The following is a 22,619-nucleotide window of genomic DNA, read 5'->3' as shown; positions in this document are numbered from 1 at the left end:
AATTAGGAAAAATGAAAAGTATATTAGTAAGATATGGTGAGTTAACATTAAAAGGGAATAATAAACATATGTTTATTAGCAAACTTTTGGATAACATAAAATATAAATTAAAAAAATTTGATCAATCAAAAATTAAATTTATTAAAGATAATAATTCATTAGTTATTGATGCAGAAGAAGAAATATTAGAAGATGTTCTTGAAGAATTAAAAACAGTTTTTGGTATATATTCATTATCAGTGATTGAAAAATGTGAAAAAGATTTAGATAAAATTGCTGAAAAAATCATTGAGATAGCCAAAAAATCTGAATATAAAAGATTTAAACTAGAAATTACAAGAAAAGATAAAAGTTTTCCAATGACAAGTGCAGACTTAAAGTTAGCACTAGCTCCAATGGTTCTTAAGGCTGTGGATAATCTTATTGTTGATGTTCATAATCCGGATTTGAAAATTGAAGTGCTTGTTAAAAAAGATGGTATTCAAATTTTTTCAAAAAGAATACAAGGATTAAAAGGATTGCCTGTAGGTGTTAGTGGCAAAGGACTTTCATTATTAAGCGGTGGAATAGATTCACCTGTTGCTTCTTTCTTAACAATGAAAAGAGGTATGCATGTTGATTTCATCCATTTTATGACACCACCGCATACTTCTCCAGAAGCTTTAGATAAAGTATTTGAACTTGCAAAAATTGTTTCAAAATATAATTCAAAGAAATTTAATCTTTATGTTTGTGATTTTTCAATGTTATTGCAAGAACTACAACATATGCCAGAAGAAAGCTACAAAATAACAATTATGAGAAGAATGTTTATGCGTATAGCTAACAAATTAGCCAAACAAAATGGGCAAGAAGCCTTAATAACAGGTGAAAGTTTAGGACAAGTTGCTTCTCAAACAATTCAAAGTATAGATGTAATAAATTCAACAAGTGAACTGCCTATTTTAAGACCAGTTCTAACATACGATAAAGAAGAAATTATATTAATTTCTAAATTTATTAAATCTTATGAGACATCTATTTTGCCTTTTGATGATGCATGTTCATTATTTGTACCAAAACAACCAGTTACAAAACCTAAAAAATGAATGGCTGAACAGCAAGAAAATGCTATTCTATGAAATGAACTATTGGATTATACAATGGAAAATAAAATACAAAAATTTGTTTTTTGAAATGGGAGTTTCACAGAAGAAATCAACAAGGAGGATTAATGTCAAATTTCATACCCCTAATAAATGTGCGTAGTGTTTATAATTTTCAAGAGTCATTAATAAAAATTAATGACTATATTTCTTTTGCGAAAAATGAAGGATTTAAACATTTATTTTATTGCGAAAATAAAACTATGTATGGGGTAGCTGAATTTTTTCAAAAAGCCTTAAAAGAAAACATTAAGCCTATTATTGGATTATCTATTGAATTAAATGATAAAAAAATAATTACTTTAATTCCAAAAAATAAAGCAGCTTATAAATACACATGTATTATTTCTTCGAATTTAAATGAAGATGTTAAATTGAATGATGAAGAAATTTTTGATCTTTTAAAAAAATATGTTGATAATAATTCTTTTTTGATAACTAACGTTGATAATAAAAATGAATTTTTTAATAATGCAGAAATTATAAATACAAATGATAAAAAAATATTTTTTAACCCTATAAGATATATTTCTGATGATGAACAAGATCTTTATAAAGGTCTTTTTGCTTTAAAAAACAATTTAACAAGTACAGAAGCAAATAAGATATACAAAATCAATGAAGCATATCCATATGCAGATGAAATATCTCAAATTTTTCCTAATTCTGAAGAAATAGGTAAATATATTAGTGATAATGTTAATCTTAATATTTTTGAAGATAATGAGAAACATATGGCAAAATTTATAGCGCCTGATAATATGCCTAGTTTTTCATATCTTAAACAAAAATGTTTAGCAGGATTACAACATTATTTCAAAAATGTTAAACATGAACCAATTAAAGAAGAATATATTCAAAGATTAAATCATGAATTAAGCATTATTGAAAAAACTGGTTTTGCAGATTACTTCTTGATAGTTCATGACTATGTTTCTTTTGCTAGAAGAAATGACATAATTGTTGGCCCTGGTAGGGGTAGTGCAGCAGGTAGCTTAGTATCCTTTTTATTAAGAATCACAACGATTGACCCAATTGAATATAATTTACTTTTTGAAAGATTCTTAAATCCTGAGCGTATTACAATGCCAGATATTGATATAGATTTTCAAGATAATAGAAGAGATGAAGTTATTGAGTATTTATTTGAGAAATACGGAAAATATAATGTTGCAACAATAGTTACTTATCAAACAATCGCATTTAAATCAGCTTTTAGAGATGCTTGTAGAATTTATCAAATTGATATGAATTTGGTTAATCTTATAACAAAATCCCTAACAGATGATTATTTAAGTTTTGATGAAATACTTAAAACGCAAAAATTAATAAAAGAATATAGTGAAAAAGCTGAATTTAAAAATATCTTTAAACTTGTTGAAAAATTAATAGGTTGCCCTAGACAAACAGGTACACATGCTGCAGGTATAATAATAAGTGATACTGATTTGAGAAATGTTTTACCTATCAGACAAGGATTAAATGGAATATATCAAACTCAATTTGATATGAATTATTTAGAAGATATAGGCTTGATCAAAATGGATTTATTGGGATTAAGAAATTTAACTACATTAAAAGAAATTTTAGATCTTGTAAAGAAAAATCACAATGAAGATTTTACACTTTCAAAAATTGATTTAAATGACGCTAAAACATTTAAAATTCTTAGAGAAGGAAATACAACAGGTATATTTCAACTAGAATCGCAAGGTATGACTAATTTAATAATTGATATGAAAGTTAATAATATAAATGATATTTCCGCAGCTTCTTCTTTATACAGACCTGGTCCGCAAGAAATGATACCAGATTACATAAACAACAAGAATAATAGAAGAGTGTCTTTAATTGATAAAAGTCTGGCAAATATCTTATTACCAACCTATGGTGTGATTGTATATCAAGAACAAGTTATGCAAATACTACAATTAGTAGGAAATTTTTCATTAGGTAAAGCTGATATTGTAAGAAGAGCAATGGGTAAAAAACAAATTGAATATATGATGGAAGTCAAAGATGAATTTATTAATAATGCAATGGCAAATAATTATTCAAATGAAAAAGCTGTTGCGATTTGAAACTGAATTGAACAATTTGCAAAATATGGTTTTAACAAATCACATGCAATAGCATATTCTTACATTGGTTATTGATTGGCTTGATTTAAAGCACATTATCCAGCTGAATTTTATACAGCACTATTAAATGGTGTAGTTGGTAATCCAAGCAAAACTAGTAGATATATTAAAGAAGTAAAACAATTTGGCATAGAGGTTATTAAACCATCTGTGAAGCCTGCAATAAGCAAAAAACTTGAAGACACAATAAAATTAAATTACACAAGTTCAGAAAATAGAATTTACATGCCTCTTACTTTAATTAAGGGTATTGGTAGAGATTTTATAGCAACTCTAAATAAAGTTTATGAAGAACACTCAAATTTATTTGATGACTTAAATAATTTTTTCTTTTATATGAAAAATAAAGGTTTAAATGAGTCAAATTATACTTTATTAGCAAAAGCAGGAAGCTTTGATTGTTTTGGTTATAATAAATCAACTATGGTAGCTAATAAGGACTTTATTTTTAGTGCTATGATGGCGTTCAATGAAAATATATCATTAGATAAACAAACTAAAATAGAAAATTTATTTGAAGAAGAATTAAATGAAGAAGTTGAATCAAGTTATGAAAAGGAAGTTTTTGGTTTTTACATATCTTCAAACCCATTAACAAAATTAAAAAATGAAAATGCGTTTTTTAAACCAAATGACATTATTAAATTAGTTGAAAATATGAATGACGTAAATATAATTGGTCAAATTTCAGGAATTAGAGTTATTAAAGATAAGAATCAAAAAAATATGGCTTTTGTAACTGTTTTTGATGACACCGAATCAATTGACTTAACAGTATTTTCATCAAACTTTGAAAATTTACAATATGATTTAGTAACTAACAAAAATTACGTTTTAAAAATAAGAACGCAAAAATATAAGAACAAAATAACAGGAATACTTGAATCTATAGTTAAACCGGTTTAATTGAAAAGAGGGAATTATGAAGAAAATTTTATTAGTAGATGGAAACTCATTATTATTTAGAGCATATTATGCAAGTGCATACGCAGGACCAGTTTTAAAAACAACAACCGGTATACCAACAAATGCAATTTTTTCTTTTGCGAATATGCTAACTAGTTTAATAAGTGATAGAAACTATTATGATGTAAAAGTAGCTTTTGATAAATCAAAGAAAACTTTCAGACATGATAAGTTAGAAAATTATAAAGCAGGAAGATCAGCAACTCCTGAAGACTTAATTCCCCAATTTCAAATTGTTAGAGAATTTTTAGATTCATCAAATATTTCTTGATGAGAAAAAGAAAACTATGAAGCTGATGATTTAATTGGAACCATGTCAAAAATTATAGAAAATAATTTTAGTGAATTTGAAGTTGAAATATTAACTAGTGATAAAGATATGTTTCAATTGATTAGTGATAAAACAAAAATATTATTACCAAAAACCGGAACATCAAATCTAGAATTATTTGGAGAAGCAGAATTATTAGAAAAATGAGAAGTAGCTCCAAAAAATGTTGTTGATTTAAAAGGTCTTATGGGTGATCCTTCAGATAATCTTAAAGGAGTTGAAGGTGTTGGTGAGAAAACTGCAATTAAATTATTAAAAGAATTCCAAACTATAGAAGGAATATATGAAAATATTGATTCTATATCAGGTAAATTACAAGAAAAACTTATTAACGGAAAAGACTCAGCAATTTTATGTAAAGAAATAGCAACAATAAATTGTGAAGTAGAAATAGAAAATTTGGTTTTTGAACCAATAAATTTAAATCTAAATGGACTTATTAATTTTTTAGAAAAATATGAAATGAATTCATTAGTAAAAAGATTATCTACTAGAGTTGGCAATATTAACGGAAAAGATGAACAAATTAACAAAGAAGAAATAAAGTTTAATCAATTAAAAAAATGAAATAATGAATTTTCTTGTGAAACAAACTTTTTATATATTGAATCAATAGATGAAAATTATCATAAAGGACAAATATTAGGATTAGCTATTTGTAATGAAAAAGGGTTCTTTTACTTAAATGACATAATAAATGATTTAGAGCTTGAACAATTTTTCTTAAATGATAATTTTAAAAAAAATACTTATGACATTAAGAAAACAGTAACTCTTTTAAGAAACAATAATATAAAATTTTCGTTTTCTAGTTTTACTTATGATGCAATGATTGCTTCTTATGTTTTAAATCCTAATGTAACTTCTAGAATTCAAAATTTAGCTAATATAGTAGAAACAGAATTATTTGTTGAGGAAGACGAACTTTTCTATGGTAAAGGTGTAAAACAAAATAAAGAAATAGATACTGCATCAAAAGCAAAATTTATTGTTGGAAAGTTAGAATTACTTTATTCAACACACAAACCAATAATAAATTTATTGAAAGAAAATAACCAATTTAATCTATACGAAAAAATCGAGCTTCCTTTGGTTGAAGTTTTATTTAATATGGAACAAAAAGGTATTTTAATTGATAAAGTTGAATTAGATAAGCAAACAGCAAGGACACTTTTTTTAATTGAAGAATTAGAAGAGAAAATGAAAGTTATATTAAAAGATCAAATAAGCGAAAATTTTAACTTTGGTTCGCCAAAACAAATTAAAGAATTATTATTTGATCAAATTGGTTTACCATCAAATAAAAAACAAAGTACAGATAAAGAAGCTTTAGAAAAAATAATACATTTACACCCAGTTATAAATTTATTATTAGAACATAGAAAATTAAATAAACTATATTCAACATATCTTAGAGGTTTTGAAAAATTTATTTTTGATGATAATAAAGTTCACACTATATTTAATCAAACGCTTACTAATACAGGAAGATTGTCTTCATCTGAACCGAATATTCAAAATATATCTGTTAAGGATGAATTACAAAGAGAAGCCCGTAAAATATTTATTTCTAATAATGATACAAAGTTTTTTAGTTTTGATTATTCTCAAATTGAACTTAGAGTTTTGGCCCAGTTAGGACAAGAAGATACTTTATTAAATATTTTTAAGAATGATAGAGATGTTCATGCTGAAGCAGCTAGAAAAATATTTAAATTAGAAGAAAATGAAGAAATTACAAGTGATCAAAGAAGAATAGCCAAAGTCTTTAACTTTGGAATTATATATGGTCTAAGTGACTTTGGGTTAAGTAATGACTTGAAAATATCAATTCCTGAAGCCAAAAGATTTATTGATGATTATTATCTTTCATTTCCAAAACTTATGACATATAAGAATAGTTTAATAAATCAAGCAACTGTTAATGGATATGCTGAAACTTACGCAAACAGAAGAAGAATTGTTAATGAATTGGCGTCTTCGAATTTCATGGTAAAAAACTTTGGAAATAGAATAGCTGTAAATATGCCAATTCAAGGGACTGCTGCTGATATATTAAAAGTAGCAATGAATAATATACATAAAGAATTTAGGGAAAATAATCTTAAAAGTTTTATGACTGCACAAATTCATGATGAAATCATTTTTGAAATTTTTGAAAGCGAAGAATCACTAGCAGTCAAAATAGTTGAAGAATGCATGCAAAATGCTTTTATTGATTTATCAAAAATAGTTCAAAAAGAAGAACAACCAATAGAAGTTAAACTTGAAGTTAACAAGTCAAAAGGTAATAATTGGTTTGAGTTAAAATAATTTAAGGAGTGGGAAAAATGCCAGAACTACCAGAGGTTAGAACGGTTGCTGTTTTTTTAAATAAAAGAATAGTCAATACAACAATTTTAAAAGCAGAATGTTTTTTTGAAAAAATGATTTGAAGAAATGAAGTTAAAGACTTTTATAAAAGTGTTTTAAATCAAAAAATATTGAAAGTTTCAAATTATGGAAAATATTTAATGTTTGAACTTTCAAATCAAATTATTATTAGTCATTTGAGAATGGAAGGCAAATGAAGCATTTCAAAAAAAGAAATAGATATTTATAATGCAAACCATTTAAGATTGCAATTTGAGCTATCAAATGGTGAATATTTAAAATATTATGATTCTAGAAAATTTGGAACAATTGAAATTTGAGATAAAAAAAATTATAAACAAAAAAGTGGAATGGATAAATTAGGTCCAGAGCCATTAAATAGTCAACCTTCTTTTGAATATCTAAAAGAAAAAGCAATTAAATCTAATTCCTTAATTAAGGCTTTTATATTAGATCAAAGTGTTCTTTGTGGAATTGGTAATATATATGCAAACGAAATTTTATTTGCTGCAGGTATTAATCCAGAAAGAATAACAAAAACATTAACAGATGAAGAACTTAAAAAAATTATCATGTTTTCTAATGCAATATTAGAAAAAGCTATCAGTTTAAAGGGGACTTCAATTCATAGTTATAAATCTGGGGATGGCGAAACTGGTCAATTCCAACATGAATTAAAAGTGCACTTAAGAAAAGACGAAAAATGCTTTGTTTGCGGAACAAAGATATTAAAAAAACAAGTTGCAGGTCGCGGAACATACTTTTGTGCAAAATGTCAACACTAGCTTTTTGTGGAAATGTGGAAAACACAAAATAAATCTATGTTTAACATAGGTTTTTTTTAATGTTTATAAACACAACAAAAAATAATTAAAAAATCTATATAAATTATTAATTTTTTCACATTTTTTTATTTTATATTTATATTTGTATCAAGGGGGTATGGTATGAACATTTTGAATCGTAAGTATTTAATTCACTGATCAAAAGAATTATCAAAAATTGATCATGAAGTTCTTTTTAATTTATACCAGCCCATCATAGGTTCATCAGCCATTGGACTATATAATACTTTAATATTAGAAAGCAACTGAAGTAAAAAATTGAATTCGTCACCTTTTACTTTAGAAAGAATAGCATTAATAACAGCATCACCTGAAAAACAGTTAAAGAAAAATTTAGGGAAACTTTCAAAACTAAAATTGATTAAATGTTTTAAATCTAAAAAAAGTGGAAACATGGCAATTGTAGTAAACTTACCGTTGTCTCCAAAGCAATTCTTTGAGAATCAAGCCACAAGAGGATGACTGCTAAAAAAAGTTGGTGAAGAAAACTTTGAACTAGCACATTTACAATTTAAAAATAAAGAATTTAATATTGATGATCTAGATTATGAAGTTGAAGATATGTTTGAAAACAATGAAGATAACGAATTAGATTTAATTGATATTGAACAAGCTGTTGAAACAATAAAAAAAGATGTTTATATTTGTGATGAAATGCTTAACCTATTTGAATTAAATAACATTTTGACAAAAAAAGGTGTTTTAATAGAATTTAATGAAAGCGTAAAATCAAATTTAGATGCTCTCCTACTAAAAAAAGAATTTAGTATAGAATTTATAGCTGAACTATTAGTAAATCACTATAAAAAGTCAATTAAAGAAATTGATTGAATAGCTTTAAATATTGAGTTTAAAGCTATATCAAAAGAATTTATAAGAAAAACTTTTGGAAACGATTTATCAGATGATGACATAAATATTATTAACAGTTTCAATTCTACAGAATGACTTACATTCTATAATAAATGTATGGACGTTGAAGCAGATCAAAATGTTATTGATATCATTAGTTCACTTAAAACAAAATACAACTTATCTGATGGAATATTAAACTGTTTGATTAGTTATTCATACTTGAAAAATAATAAAAAATTTATTTATAACTATGTTGTAAAAATAGTTGAATCTTTAAAAAACAAACAAATTTCTACAACAAAAGAACTTTATACATATTTAAAAAATGTTAGCAAAAAAACTGATAAAAATACTGAAGATCAAAATTATACATATGCTAACCAGCAAACAACAGAATTCGTAATGGAACAAAATATAGATATAGAATGGTAGGTCGAATATGGATATTCAAATTTTTAAAGATAATAAAGTTATTGCAAATTTAATTGAAAATAGCAAAAATGAATCTCATGAAATAACAGATGAAGTTTTAAAGCAAAATTTTATTATTTTATTTGAATTTGTATCCGACTATACAGAATGTTCAACTGGTCCAATAAAGGAATGTAAGCAAAGAATTAGGGGACGACAATTGAATTTAACTTTTAAAAATTCAAACTTTTATTTAAGTTCTTCACCGTGTACTCATTTTCTATATGAAAATAAAAATCAAACAATTAAAAACAATTATATTTATAAAGACTTTAGTGTAGATGCATTTCCTAAGACAGTAAAGAATTATTTAGAAGATTTAAAAACTGAAAACTTCTTTAGTGCTGAAGAAATTCAAGAGCGAGAATTGATAATAAAAAATTCGGGAAAATTAGTTGTTGATTATATTAAAGACATAAAAAATATTGATCGAACAAATATTAAGGGAGTTTATTTACATGGTAATCCTGGTATTGGTAAAACAACAATGTTAAAAACATTAGCCAATGAAGCAGCAAAAAGAGATGCCAAAGTATTCTTTTGCACAGCACCAGATATAATAGAAAAATGCAAGGAACAGTTTAGTAAAAACTCTAATTCTTCTATTCCATATATTGATCAAATGAAAAAAGCTGACATTTTATTCATAGATGACTTTGCTGGTGAAATGGTTTCAAGCTGAACAAGAGATAATTTATGATATATAATTTTGAATTACAGAATGAATAGAAAAAAACTCACTTTCATGTCATCAAATTTTACGTTTTATGAACTAGATAAAATTTATAATATAAATAAAAATAATAAAGAAATTGAAGTTATGAAAGTGGCTAGACTAAAAGAAAGAATAACAACTTTAACAACATTTGTAACACTAATGGGAAAACAATCTAAAAGAACATAATTTTTCAAAGATTTTTTTTGAAAAATTTGTTCTTTTTTATTTAAGAGTGTAAAATTATTAATGTATAGATATTACAAGAGAGGATAAAATATATGTCAAAAAAAGTTGCAATTAACGGATTCGGAAGAATCGGACGTTTAACATTTAGACAATTATTCAACCAAGGAGTTGAAATCGTTGCTGTTAACGATTTAACAGACACAAAAACATTAGCTTACTTATTAGAATTTGACTCAGCACAAGGAAAATTCCAAGAAGGAAAAATTTCATACACAGATAACTCAATTATCGTTAATGGAAAAGAAATTAAAATCTTTGCTGAAAGAAATGCAGCTGATTTACCTTGAGGTAAATTAGGAATCGATTTAGTAATCGAATCAACAGGATTCTACACAGATAAAGAAAAAGCATCAGCACACTTAACAGCTGGAGCAAAAAAAGTTATTATTTCAGCACCTGCTACAGGAGAAATGAAAACAATCGTTTATGGTGTAAACCACAAAAACTTATCAGCAGAAGACGTAATTATTTCAGGAGCTTCATGTACAACAAACTGTTTATCACCTGTTGCTAAAATCATGGATGAAAAATTTGGAATCGTTAAAGGAAAAATGGTTACTGTTCATGCTGTAACAAATGACCAAAAATTATTAGACTTACCTCATGGTGACTTAAGAAGAGGGCGTGCAGCAGCATGAAACATCGTTCCTTCAACAACTGGAGCAGCTAAAGCAGTTTCATTAGTTTTACCAAACTTAAAAGGTAAATTAGATGGATACGCATTACGTGTTCCAACAATTACAGGATCAATTACAGACGTTACTTTACAATTAAGCAAAAAAACAACTGTTGAAGAAATCAACGCAACTGTTGAAGCAGCTATTAAAGCTGATGCTGAATTATCAAAAGCAATTAAATTTAATACACAACAAATCGTTTCAGGAGATACAATCGGATCATCATTCGGTTCAATCTTTGATGCAACATTAACAAAAATTACTGAAGTTGATGGTGAACAATTAGTTACTGTTTGTGCATGATATGACAATGAATCATCATACGTTTCACAATTAGTAAGAACAACAATTTACTTCATGGGATTATAATTCCTAGAATTAATAAATTTAAATACCCTTCGGGGTATTTTTTTTGTTATTAATTTAATAATTTATATAAAAGAGTTAAAATATATATTGTAAAGAAAAAGAGGAGAATAAAATGAATTACAATTTGAAAAAAACATTAAAAGATATTAATGTAAAAGGAAAAAAAGTTTTAGTTCGTGTTGACTTTAATGTTCCATTAAAAGATGGAGTTATTACTGATGACAATCGTATTCAAGCAGCATTACCAACAATTAAATATTTAGTTGAAAATGGCGCAAAAGTTATCTTATTTTCACACTTATCAAGAATTAAAAGTGAAGATGACAAAAAAACTAAATCATTAGCTCCAGTAGCAAAAAGATTGGAAGAAGTTTTAGCACAATCAGTAAACTTTGTTAACCAAACAAGAGGAACTGAATTAGAAACTGCAATTAATGCATTAAATGAAAAAGAAGTTTTATTATTTGAAAACACTCGTTTCGAAGATGTAAAAGATGGTGAAGTAGTTAAAGCTGAATCAAAAAATGATCCAGAATTAGGAAAATACTGAGCAAGCCTTGGAGATGTATTTATTAATGATGCATTTGGTACTGCACACCGTGCTCATGCTTCAAACGTTGGTATAGCTTCAAACATTTCTGAATCAGCATTAGGTTTCTTAGTTCAAAATGAAATTGAAATGTTAGGTAAAGGAATAGACGCACCTGAAAGACCTTTTGTTGCAATTTTAGGAGGAGCAAAAGTTTCTGACAAAATTGGTGTTATTGATAACCTTTTAACTAAAGTTGACAAAATTTTAATTGGTGGAGGTATGACTTATACATTCCATAAAGCAATGGGATTAGAAATTGGTAACTCATTATTAGAAGCTGATAAAGTTGAATTGGCTAAAGAATACTTAGAAAAAGCTAATGGAAAAATAATGTTACCTGTTGATAGTTTATGTGCTCCTGAATATGCTGATGTTGCTCCAACATTATGTGGAGAAAATGTTCCAGCAGGAATGATGGGATTAGATATCGGACCAAAAACTATTGAAATGTATGAAAAAGAATTAGCAAACGCAAAAACTGTTGTTTGAAATGGACCAATGGGAGTTAGTGAATTTGAAAACTTCAAAGCTGGTACTGTTGCTGTTTGTGAAGCTGCTGCAAAACGTAAAGCTGATGGAGGTTTCACTTTAATTGGTGGAGGAGACTCAGCTGCAGCTGCAATTAAATTAGGATTCAAAGATGAATTCTCATGAATTTCTACAGGTGGTGGAGCTTCATTAGAATATATGGAAGGTAAAGAATTACCTGGAATTGCTGCAATCCAAAACAAATAATTAATTAATATATAAAAAACAGACATGAGTCTGTTTTTCTTATACTCTAGATTGTTTAATTAAAATTAATAAAACCTTTAACGTTGAAGCAAAGAGCAAAATATTGATACTATATTTAGCTAAAGTTACACCAAATCCAACTCATAAAAGCATTTTTCAATAACCGCTACCATCATCAGATAAATAATACATTTCAAAAATAAATTTATCATTACACAACATTGAAATAAAACCTGATCCAATCATAGATATTAAACCAGCAAAACAAATTAAAGCAATAAGAATTTTTATTTGATTTTTAAATTTAAACTTTAAAAATATAAATTTTTTTAAGATGAAAAATAAAACTGCAAAAATTGTTAAAAAAGCTGTATCTGAAATCATCATTGAAAGTAAACCTACAGGTTCACTACCTAATAATAATCTAAATCAAATCGCAGTAATGGACAATATAGATGCATATATGTAGTTAGAACATAAATATATAATTAGTATGACAAAGAAAGAAATCTCGATTGTGTAAACACCAACAATCATTGGAATAGCTAGACCCATAATAACTTTAGAAATTATAGTCATCAATATTTCAATTGCAAATAACATTGAAAGCAAAGCTATTTTTCTAGTATTAAGTTTAAAAGTATCTTTTAATACTTCTTTTCAATTCTTTAAGTTTATTTCTGAAAAATCATATTTATAATTTCATAACTTATATTTTTTATCCATATTATCCTCCTTTCAAGTATAAAAAAACGCTTATAAAAAAGCGAGGCGGACAGCAAAAAATTAAACAAAAAATTGTTTATTGTTAGCTGACATTTTCTACCATCCGGACTATACCGTCGGTTTCAGAATTTCACTGAATCAACCAATTAAGGTTCATGGACTATTACCATCGGTAAGGAATTTCGCCTTGCCCCGAAAATGTTATATTTATATTATATAAAAATATTATTTTTAAAGTTATAAAATATAATAAGTAAAGGAGATAATATGAAAAATTGTAACTATTGTAAAAAACCAATAAAACCATACCAATTAAGCAGAAGTGGTCAAAGTTCAGCTGGTGCTATTTATACTCCTAATAATTCAAATTTAGGTTTTGTGTCAACAAGTGGAAGAATATACACAAGTCATATGGGATGTTATAAGACAGTTAATAAAAAAATATTACCATGAGTTATTTTAGCTCTTATTTTTGTTGTTATTGCTTCCATTTTGATGTCTGTTGGAATGATAGATTTATTTACTTCTAAAAGCTATGATTGAGAAGATTTAAATAATCATGTGATAATTGATGAAGCCAAAAAAACTAAAGGAATTATTGAACTTGTATTTTGTGGTATATTTTTTGTTTTATGTTTTGTCTCAGGGTTTGGTGGCTATGCGTATGCATTATCTTTTGTTAAAAATGGAGAACATGCTAATGACTACATTGATGAAGAAGCAAAGATGATTTATGATGCAGCACTTAAAAAAGCTAAAAAAGAATTAAAATAACATATTTGTTTTAGAATTCGATTAATATTTCATAATAAAAAAAACGGAGTTAAATCCGTTTTTTTATGCTTTTTGTTCCTGAACTCTAGCTTCATCAACTTTTTCAAAGTTATTAATTTTAATAACTTGTTCTTTTGATCAAAGCCCTGAAATAATTTTTGAATACATTGAAACAACTCAAGTAACATATCAAATTTCAAGTCCTATTCTAGAAAATGCCAAGAATATTGCGAATACTTTAAGGAATCCGTCGTAACGGTTCATATAACTAAATGATTGGAATATAACACCTATTAATCTAAAGATAGCCATTATAATTAAGAATACTAATTCTAAAGTGGCAATGATTGTAAAAATAACACCAACTATTTGCATCATATATCCTTGTAAGTTCTTTTCTTTCATTAAATCAGATGAATTGCTTCTTGAAAATAATCCAAATCCAAGTACACCTATTAATCAACCAACAATTGATAAAGTTAAAGATAAGAATCCGATTAATCCAAAATCAGTACTTGTATCAATTAGTTCATTAAATGTTATTCCTGATGATAAAGTAATTCAAACAAAAGATACTAAAAATAATGTAAAACCGATTAACATTGTTAATCCTAAATGTTTTGCCAAGAATGCTCTTGGATTCATTGAAGATTGAGTTTCAATGTTTGGTAATGATGTTAGTATGAAAGGTGTAATTAATCCTCCAACCCCAACACTCAAAATTGCAAGTATATATCTATTAGCAATTACTTCTTCATCTGAAGCAGAATTTAAATAACTAATTATCACATATGCTGAATATATTGATTTTCACAAGAAGTAAATCTCGATACCAATTATTAAAGAACTAAATGTAACTGTGTTTGGATCACCTGAACCCAAGAAATCACTACTTGAAAAAAAGTAAATTGTCATTATTAGAATAAGAGCTGTTACTGCTGTACCTAATATTTGAGCAAATTTTATAAACCCTCTAGGAATATAGCTTCGCCCATAATTTCTATTTATAGCCATATTTTATAATCTCCTTTTATGGTTAGATTAATTATAATATTTTTACCTGTAAAAGTATAATGTAAGAAAAAAATATTTTTTTCATAAACTATTGTTTGTTTTTAAAAATATGTTTAAAATGTAAATAACAACTTAATAAGAAAAACTTATACAGGGTAGCATAATGGGCTACTGAACCGCCCCGGGACCAATCTCGGGACTATAAGTGTGTAGAGGTTTTTTGTAAAAAAAAACCTCTTTTTTCTATTTTTTAAAGTTTTTCTTTAAGTTGGTTTTTTCAAAATAGGGGGAAATATGAAAAAATTATTAGCAATAGTTGGCGCAATTGGATTAACAGGAACAGCTGCAACAACAGTTGTCTCATGTGGAACAACAGATACATTTGACATTATTTTTATTCCATCAAATAATGCAACTGAAGTTATTAACACAGTTAAACCATTGGAAGGAAAACTACAAGCAGAAATGAAAGCAAGAGCTGAAGAGCGTGGCGAAACATTTACTAAAAAAGTTAAAATTTCAACTTCTACAAATTATGAAGCTGCTGGATCAACATTGGCTGCTGGTAAAGCTGATTTAGCATTTTTACCAGTAGGAACTTACAATAAAAATAAAGGTACTCTGAAAGAAGACGGAACATATGACAAACTAGGTATTCTTCTTGAATCTTCTAGAGATGCATATAGTGTTGAAGCTGGTATGCCAGATGGTCCTATAACACAAAGTGACTCATTAAAATATGCAAAAAATTATAATGAATTATTGGATATTTCAGAAGAAGAAAATATTACAAAAGAACAAATTAGAGAAAAATATTTAGATACAAAAGAAAAATCAGCATATTATAGATCATATGTATACGTTAACAATAAATTATTGGAAAAACAAGGAATTGATATTTCTTCAATTCAAGATGATTCATATGGAGAAACTTTGAGAAAATTAATTTTACCAGATGCAAAAGGTGATGAAGCAAAGGGAACTGTAAATTTTGCTGTTTCTAAAAGTAAAACTTCAAGTGCAGGTACTATTTATCCTTTGATGTGACTTAAAAATGTAGCCAAATTTAACGATCAACAAGTTAAATACATATACATAAACTCAAAAAAACAAGAGAATTATCCAAGTGCTGCAGAAGTTGTATCTAATTCAGAAAGTGTTGCTGTTGGTTTCAGTGATATTAGATACGAAATTAAAGATGAAGCAGCTTCAATAAAAGCTTTTAAAAATACAAGTGTTATTGGAATGACTGACAAAATAATAAATGACGGAATAATGTATTCTAGAAAAAGAGTGAATGATGATAAAGTTATAAAAGACTTAAGAGATTCATTCAAAGATCTTATTAGTAAAGAAGAAAACAAAGAAATTTTTAATGTTTACAATCATGCAGATTATATTGGCCCTGAAGGAGAACAAGCCCCAATTGAATGAGAAACAGCATTAGATAAAGAAATAACTGTTACTAGTGTTGAAGCAGAAAAAATTGAAGCATTAATAAAAGATCTTTAGTAAAAGAAATTTTAATAGAAAGATAGTTAAAATACGCATTTTGCGTATTTTGCTTGCTAAGTGAATATAATGATAGAATTTAAAAAAGTTGAAAAAGTTTGACCAAATGGAAAACATGTTTTAAAAGACATTAATTTAAAAATTAATGCGGGTGAATTTGTTGCTGTTATTGGTTTATCAGGAGCTGGTAAAACTACATTGTTGAAAACCATAAATAAGATAAATAATATTAGCTCTGGAGAAATTTTTATTGATATAAATGAAAATGAAAAATATGAAATTAATAAAACTAAAGGTAAATCTTTAAGAAATTTAAGAAAACACATTGGGTTAATGTCACAAGAGTATAACAACATTGAAAAACAAACAGTTTTAAAAAATGTTTTAAACTCAAGAGTTGCTCAAATGAATTTTTTTAGAGCAATGGCAGGTTTTTTTACCAAAGAAGAAAAACAAAATGCTCTTGCAGCTCTTGAAAAACTTAATTTACTTGAGTTTTCATATATTAGGGCTGATAATTTGTCTGGTGGTCAGCAACAACGTGTTGCTTTAGCAAGAACAATAAATCAAAATCCTAAAATAATAATAGCAGATGAACCTGTTTCAGCACTTGACCCAATATTAGCAAATAGAGTTATGGAAGATTTTAAGAAAATTAACTCGGAATTAAATATAACAGTTATTATAAATATTCATCATGTCGATTTAGCATTAAAATATTGTGATCGAATAATAGGATTAAAAGATGGAGAAATAGTATTTGATGGGGACCCTAAAAAATTAAATGAATCCAAATTAGAAGAAATTTACGGAAAATAATGACTAAAAGATTATCAAATTCTATTTTGAATCAAAAAGCATTCAAGATAAAAGATAACTATTCAAAATCCCCAAAAAAAATATTCTTTTGATCAATAACTTTATTTACGCTTTTTATAGTAATACTCTCATTTTTTACATTAGATTCAAAATGATTAGAGTTTTTTAGAGATATGCCTAGTCTTTTTGAAAGAATAGGTGAAATGTTTAAATGAGATTGAACTGACTTTAGCACAATAAATGGAACAGGGCACTCATTTTTATATAACGCTTTTGTTTCTATATGAGACACTATCGTTATGGCATTTGCTGGAACTGTTATTGGTGTTGTAATTGCAATTCCCGTAGCTATTTTAGCTTCTTCAAATATTGTAAAAAATAAATCTGTAAATTTTATAGCTAGACTTATACTTTCAATATTCAGAACTATACCATCATTTGTGTATGCATTAGTTCTTGTAAATTATTTTGGTGCTACCACTTTCACAGTAACACTTTCATTAACTATGTTTACATTTTCAATTTCAGGTAAAACATTGTATGAAAGAATAGAACAAATAAATATTAAAATATTTACTGCTTCTCAATCAACTGGAGCTAATAAATCTGTATCATTTAGAGCAGCTGTTTGACCTCAGGTATCTCATCATGTACTTTCAATAATGTTTTACTCTCTTGAAACTAACATAAGATACGTTTCAATCATTGCGGGTGTAACAAGAATGGGAATAGGTCAAATGATAAACAATGCAGTTGACTATAATGAGTGAAATAGAGTTGGTTTCTTATTAACTCTATTAGTTGCAGTTATACTATTTTTAGAACTTTCAATATGATTAATTAGAAATTACATTATTGAAGATAAAGATTTTAGAATAGATGGTAAAGAGCAAAGAAAATTTGATAAAAAAATAAATAAAATAAAATCTCAAAAAGACATTAATTTTTATATTAAAAATGTACTTTGTGTAGATATAGATAAAAAAATAAATGATTCTAAAAGCCAAGAAAATACCAAAAAATTGGTAGAGGAAAAAAAAGAATTAATAAATAACTTTAAAAGTGACTTAAGTACTAAAATAGAAAATGACATCGAAGCTTATAAAAAATTAAAGAAATCAAATCCAAATAGTTTTGACTTGTATGCAAAAGATTTTGAAACTGGCTTACGTTATAGAATAGATAAAGTAAATAAAGTAAAATTTAAATTTAAAGTTAATGAAATTAAAAATGCAAAAATAGAAGAAATAAAAAATGAAAGAGCTGATGCTCATAAAAATTTTATTGAAAATCTATCTGTTGAGAAAGTTTTAAGAAGTGAACCTAAAAATTATATTAAAAGAATAGTTTTATATGCAATAATTTTAGGTTTCTTCATTTACACATTAACATTACTAGAATTTAAACTTTCATCAAAAGAATTAATTGAAGCAACAAATAAAAATTTATTAGAAATTTTAAAAATAAATTGATCATCGTTATTCATTTCTAAAGCAAATGGTGGAAACAGTAATGCACCCTATAGTGTTATGTATCTTTTATATGAAACTTTATCGATAGCAGTTGTAGGAACTTTTATAGGTGCAGTGATTGCATATGTACTAGGTATGTTATCATCAGAAAAAATTGTTAATAAATATGTAGCAAGAATTTTTGTCGCATTAACATCAATGATGAGGGCAATCCCAAGTTATATTTATGCATTAATATTTGTAATTGTTGTTGGAATGGGTCCTTTTACAGGTGTATTAGCGCTTATTATGGGAACTATAGGTATGCTTACAAAATATAATAGAGAGTTATTTGATGATATAAATCAAAAAATAATTTTTCAACTTGAAGCAACAGGAGTTAATTGATTTACCAAATTAAGATATGGGATAATGTCTCAAACATCAACAGCAGCGATGTCAAATATTATTTATAGATTTGATATAAACTTTAAAGAAGTTGCAATGTTAGGTGCTGTCGGAGCTGGTAATATGGGATATTTATTAAATTCATATTTTTCTGATCAATATTTTAATGAATTTGGAGCGTTATTATTCGGTATTATTTTATTTACACTATTAATTGAATTTATTTCAGCTTCAATAAGAAATAAACTTTCATTTGGAACTAATTTAAATTGAATTTCTTCAATAATAAATTTTGTAAATCAAAGATACTTTGCAACTTTTAAATCAAATGAAAAACAATTAAATATAGACTCTAAATTATCATATGAAGAATCAATGTCTTTATATGCTTACACAAATCAAACTATATTAAATAATGCAATAGCAATGAAAAAAGAAGAAAAGCTATCATTTAAAGATGCATGAAATAAGGCATATATAGATTTCTATGATATTAGAAAAAAATATGATAGTTCAATAACTGACAATAATATTGTCAAATTAGAAGAATTAAAATTCAAGAATAATAAAAAAGATTTTGCTTCAAAAAGAAAAGCTTGAGTTGTACAAGTTAGACAAGAATCAAAATTAGAAATAATTAAATTTAGAAAATCATTAAAAACAACAACAGATTTAAAAACACGAAAAGACTTAAAGAATTCTATTAAATATTCAAAAAATATTAAAAAGTTAAAAATCACAAACATTAATTATTAAAAAAATAAGAGTTTAAAAACTCTTATTTTTTGTTTAATATAACTGGAATGATTAATGGATTTCTACGTTTAGTTTTAAATATATATGGAGAAAGTGATTGCTTAATCGCTTTTTTTATTGCACCAAATGTAGGTTTATTAGAATTTAGCACTTCATTTATAGCTTCTGTAACAATTGTAATTGCTTCACTAATTACATTACCTGAATCTTTTACATAAAAACTTCCACGTGAAATAATTCTGGGCGCACATAATAATTTATTAGTTTGAGAATCAATTGAAACAACAACTGAAATTAAACCGTCTTTACTTAATATGTCACGTTCTCTAATTATGTTTGAAGCATGAGCTGTCATATCTTTTCCATCTACATAAATAGCATCAGCATCAACACGTTTACCAATTTGAGCATTACCTTGTAATAATTCTAATTGATCACCATTTGCCATAACAAATCCATGCCCTTTTTGTAGGTTAACAGATTCAGCTGTTTCAATATGTTTTTTTAACATTCTGAACTCACCATGCATTGGCATAAAGTAATTTGGTCTTAATAATGTAAATAATAATTTTTGCTCTTCTTGACTAGCGTGACCTGAAGTATGAATTCTGTTGCTTGGTGAAGATTCAATAACATTAGCACCAATTCTAGTTAGTCTATTAATTAAGATTTCAACATCAGCTCTATTTCCAGGTATTGGTGATGAAGAGAAAATAACTGTATCACCAGGAATAATAGAAATAGATTGGTGTCTATTTGTAGCAATTCTTGAAAGAGCTGCCATTGGTTCACCTTGGCTACCTGTAGAAATAATCATTATTTTATTTGCTGGATGTTTATCAATGTCATTTGCTTTAATAAACATTTTATCATTAATTTTTAAGTGACCCATTTGACGGATTATTTTAATAATTCTTTCAATTGATCTTCCAAGGATAACAACTTTTTTATCATATTTGTTAGCTAACTCAACAATTTGTTGAATACGGTGAACGTTAGAAGCAAAAGTTGTAATAAAAATTCTACCTTTTGCTTTTAAGAACAATTTATCGATATTTTCAATAATTCCTTTTTCACCAGGTGTATAACCTTCAACTTCAGCATTTGTTGAATCAGACATTAAAAGTTCAATTCCTTTATCACCCATGCTGGCTAATTTACTTAATTCAGCAAAGTGTCCTAAAGGTGATCAGTCAAATTTATAATCCCCTGTTGAAAAAATATTTCCATTTGGTGTTTCTACTAAAATACCAAAAGCATCAGGAATAGAGTGGTTTAAAGCTGCATAACTTACACGTAAATTTTTAGTTGCTCATATATCATCAGCAACGTATTCTTTAACAATTGTTTTGTCAGTTAATTTATGTTCTTTCAATCTATCTCTAATTAAAGCAGCAGCTAATTCAGGTGCATAAATAACAGGTATATTAACTTGTTTAACTAAATAGTGAATTCCACCAATGTGATCTTCATGTCCATGAGTTATGAAAAGCGCTTTTATTTTTGATTCATTTTCTTTTAAATATGAATAATCAGGGATAACTGCATTAATACCTAACATAGAATCATCTGGGAACTTAACTCCAGCATCAATCATAATAATTTCGTTTTCATGTTCTATACAGTAAGTATTTTTACCAATTTCTTCAAGTCCACCTAAAGCAAAAACTTTAGTTGGTGATTCAGTTTTAATATATTTTCTTTGAACTTCTTTTTGTTTAAAAACAAAAGGTTCAAAATCTTCTTTTTCAATAATTTGATTAGTAGAAGTTATTTTTTCCTTTTCCATTTTTCCTCCATTTTATATAAAATAAACATACATAAATATTACTTATGTTTTAACTATTAAATTTTCATTTTTATGATTATTAATTAAAATATAATGACTTAACATTTAATATGTAATTTGTTTTTTGTTAAATTGATAATATCATAAATTAAAGAACAACTCAATCTTCGCCAATAAATTCAGGTTCATTAACATTAATATGGTCATAGTATAAGTTACCAATATTGTGGTCCATTTCATGTTGAAAAACAATAGAGCGATAGTCTTTAAGTTTTAATTCGACTCATTCTTTTTTTAATCAGTCAAACCCCTTAACAGAAATTATTCAAGATCTTGGGACAATTCCATGTTTGTCTTCATCAACACTTAAACATCCTTCGCCTTCTTCTAATGCTGCCATTCTTGATGATTTTGCCAGGTATTCTGTGTTAATCATTGCATACTCTTCTATTTGGTTGTTTGGTAAATTAAATCTAATATAAAACATATCTTTATTTACACCAATTTGAGGTGCGGCAAGCCCTACAGCGGGACGTAAATAGTCTTCTTTACCTTCATAATTAAATTCTTCGTCTTGACTAGCTACAACAAAATCAATTAATTTTTTCATTGTTAGTTCTTCATCTTTTGATAAGTTATTAACATCTGCTACTTTTGTAGAAACAGATCTAATTACTTCTTTGTTATCATCTTTTGTTAATCATTCGTTAGTTGGTATTTCATTTTGTAATAAATAATTTTTTATACTCATAATATCATCCTTTCATGTTAAAAAACTTATTGTATTCTCGTTATTTATTATTATATCTTAAAATCATTTTAAAAAATAATTAGGTTCATCGATAACTACTTAAAGGAATAAATAACAAAAAAATACCTTTTAGTGTAAAATATATATAGTTATAT

16 protein-coding genes and 2 riboswitches are annotated in these 22,619 nt (G+C 26.5%); of the genes, 12 read left to right on the top strand and 4 right to left on the bottom strand.

Going from position 1 to position 22,619, the window contains the following annotated elements:
- Positions 1-11 precede the first annotated feature (11 nt).
- The 8 genes from thiI (at position 12) to MFL_RS03085 (ending at position 12,464) form a co-directional block, all read left to right on the top strand.
- Positions 12-1,214 carry a tRNA uracil 4-sulfurtransferase ThiI gene (thiI, locus tag MFL_RS03120; protein ID WP_011183482.1) on the top strand — a complete coding sequence of 401 codons (1,203 nt, stop codon included), beginning with the start codon at positions 12-14 and terminating at the stop codon, positions 1,212-1,214.
- Entirely contained in the window at positions 1,214-4,192 is a 2,979-nt protein-coding gene (gene dnaE / locus MFL_RS03115; RefSeq protein WP_011183481.1) for a DNA polymerase III subunit alpha, read from the top strand. Before thiI ends, dnaE begins: the two co-directional genes overlap by 1 nt.
- Before the next feature lie 16 nt (positions 4,193-4,208).
- Complete coding sequence (gene polA / locus MFL_RS03110) at positions 4,209-6,896, top strand: DNA polymerase I (RefSeq protein WP_011183480.1); 2,688 nt, start codon at positions 4,209-4,211, stop codon at positions 6,894-6,896.
- A 17-nt stretch (positions 6,897-6,913) separates the two neighbouring features.
- Positions 6,914-7,741 (top strand): DNA-formamidopyrimidine glycosylase, encoded by an 828-nt coding sequence (gene mutM, locus MFL_RS03105; RefSeq protein WP_011183479.1) that lies wholly within the window; start codon positions 6,914-6,916, stop codon positions 7,739-7,741.
- Between the two features lie 162 nt (positions 7,742-7,903).
- On the top strand, positions 7,904-9,088 hold the full coding sequence (locus tag MFL_RS03100) for a DnaD domain protein (protein WP_011183478.1): 1,185 nt from the start codon (positions 7,904-7,906) through the stop codon (positions 9,086-9,088).
- A gap of 7 nt (positions 9,089-9,095) precedes the next feature.
- Entirely contained in the window at positions 9,096-10,031 is a 936-nt protein-coding gene (locus tag MFL_RS03095) for an AAA family ATPase (protein WP_011183477.1), read from the top strand.
- A 92-nt stretch (positions 10,032-10,123) separates the two neighbouring features.
- Entirely contained in the window at positions 10,124-11,137 is a 1,014-nt protein-coding gene (gene gap / locus MFL_RS03090; protein ID WP_011183476.1) for a type I glyceraldehyde-3-phosphate dehydrogenase, read from the top strand.
- A gap of 112 nt (positions 11,138-11,249) precedes the next feature.
- Complete coding sequence (locus MFL_RS03085) at positions 11,250-12,464, top strand: phosphoglycerate kinase (protein ID WP_011183475.1); 1,215 nt, start codon at positions 11,250-11,252, stop codon at positions 12,462-12,464.
- Positions 12,465-12,503: 39 nt separating this feature from the next.
- Here MFL_RS03085 and MFL_RS03080 read toward each other — a convergent pair whose 3' ends face one another.
- Entirely contained in the window at positions 12,504-13,190 is a 687-nt protein-coding gene (locus tag MFL_RS03080; RefSeq protein WP_011183474.1) for an ECF transporter S component, read from the bottom strand.
- 87 nt (positions 13,191-13,277) lie between these two features.
- Positions 13,278-13,394: riboswitch (FMN riboswitch) on the bottom strand.
- A 63-nt stretch (positions 13,395-13,457) separates the two neighbouring features.
- On the opposite strand from MFL_RS03080, the gene MFL_RS03075 reads away from it, so the two are divergent.
- Positions 13,458-13,964 carry a hypothetical protein gene (locus MFL_RS03075; protein ID WP_011183473.1) on the top strand — a complete coding sequence of 169 codons (507 nt, stop codon included), beginning with the start codon at positions 13,458-13,460 and terminating at the stop codon, positions 13,962-13,964.
- 63 nt (positions 13,965-14,027) lie between these two features.
- Here the strand turns inward: MFL_RS03075 and MFL_RS03070 are convergent, their stop codons facing one another.
- Complete coding sequence (locus tag MFL_RS03070; protein WP_011183472.1) at positions 14,028-14,978, bottom strand: hypothetical protein; 951 nt, start codon at positions 14,976-14,978, stop codon at positions 14,028-14,030.
- A gap of 144 nt (positions 14,979-15,122) precedes the next feature.
- A riboswitch (nucleoside riboswitch) is annotated at positions 15,123-15,185 on the top strand.
- 87 nt (positions 15,186-15,272) lie between these two features.
- Between MFL_RS03070 and MFL_RS03065 the strand changes: the two genes are divergently transcribed.
- The 3 genes from MFL_RS03065 (at position 15,273) to MFL_RS03055 (ending at position 19,924) form a co-directional block, all read left to right on the top strand.
- Entirely contained in the window at positions 15,273-16,490 is a 1,218-nt protein-coding gene (locus tag MFL_RS03065; protein ID WP_011183471.1) for a PhnD/SsuA/transferrin family substrate-binding protein, read from the top strand.
- A 69-nt stretch (positions 16,491-16,559) separates the two neighbouring features.
- A complete protein-coding gene (gene phnC, locus MFL_RS03060) occupies positions 16,560-17,309 on the top strand; it encodes a phosphonate ABC transporter ATP-binding protein (protein ID WP_011183470.1) in 750 nt (249 codons plus the stop codon).
- Complete coding sequence (locus MFL_RS03055) at positions 17,309-19,924, top strand: PhnE/PtxC family ABC transporter permease (protein WP_011183469.1); 2,616 nt, start codon at positions 17,309-17,311, stop codon at positions 19,922-19,924. Before phnC ends, MFL_RS03055 begins: the two co-directional genes overlap by 1 nt.
- A gap of 22 nt (positions 19,925-19,946) precedes the next feature.
- On the opposite strand, the gene MFL_RS03050 is transcribed toward MFL_RS03055, so the two are convergent.
- Both MFL_RS03050 and def read right to left on the bottom strand, forming a co-directional pair.
- A complete protein-coding gene (locus MFL_RS03050) occupies positions 19,947-21,713 on the bottom strand; it encodes a ribonuclease J (RefSeq protein WP_011183468.1) in 1,767 nt (588 codons plus the stop codon).
- A gap of 148 nt (positions 21,714-21,861) precedes the next feature.
- Positions 21,862-22,464, bottom strand: a complete 603-nt coding sequence (def, locus tag MFL_RS03045) for a peptide deformylase (RefSeq protein ID WP_011183467.1) — start codon at positions 22,462-22,464, stop codon at positions 21,862-21,864.
- Positions 22,465-22,619: the final 155 nt, after the last annotated feature.

The sequence above is a fragment of the Mesoplasma florum L1 genome (assembly GCF_000008305.1).
Taxonomy (GTDB): domain Bacteria; phylum Bacillota_I; class Bacilli_A; order Mycoplasmatales; family Mycoplasmataceae; genus Mesoplasma; species Mesoplasma florum.
This window is presented reverse-complemented; position numbering and strand designations above follow the sequence as displayed.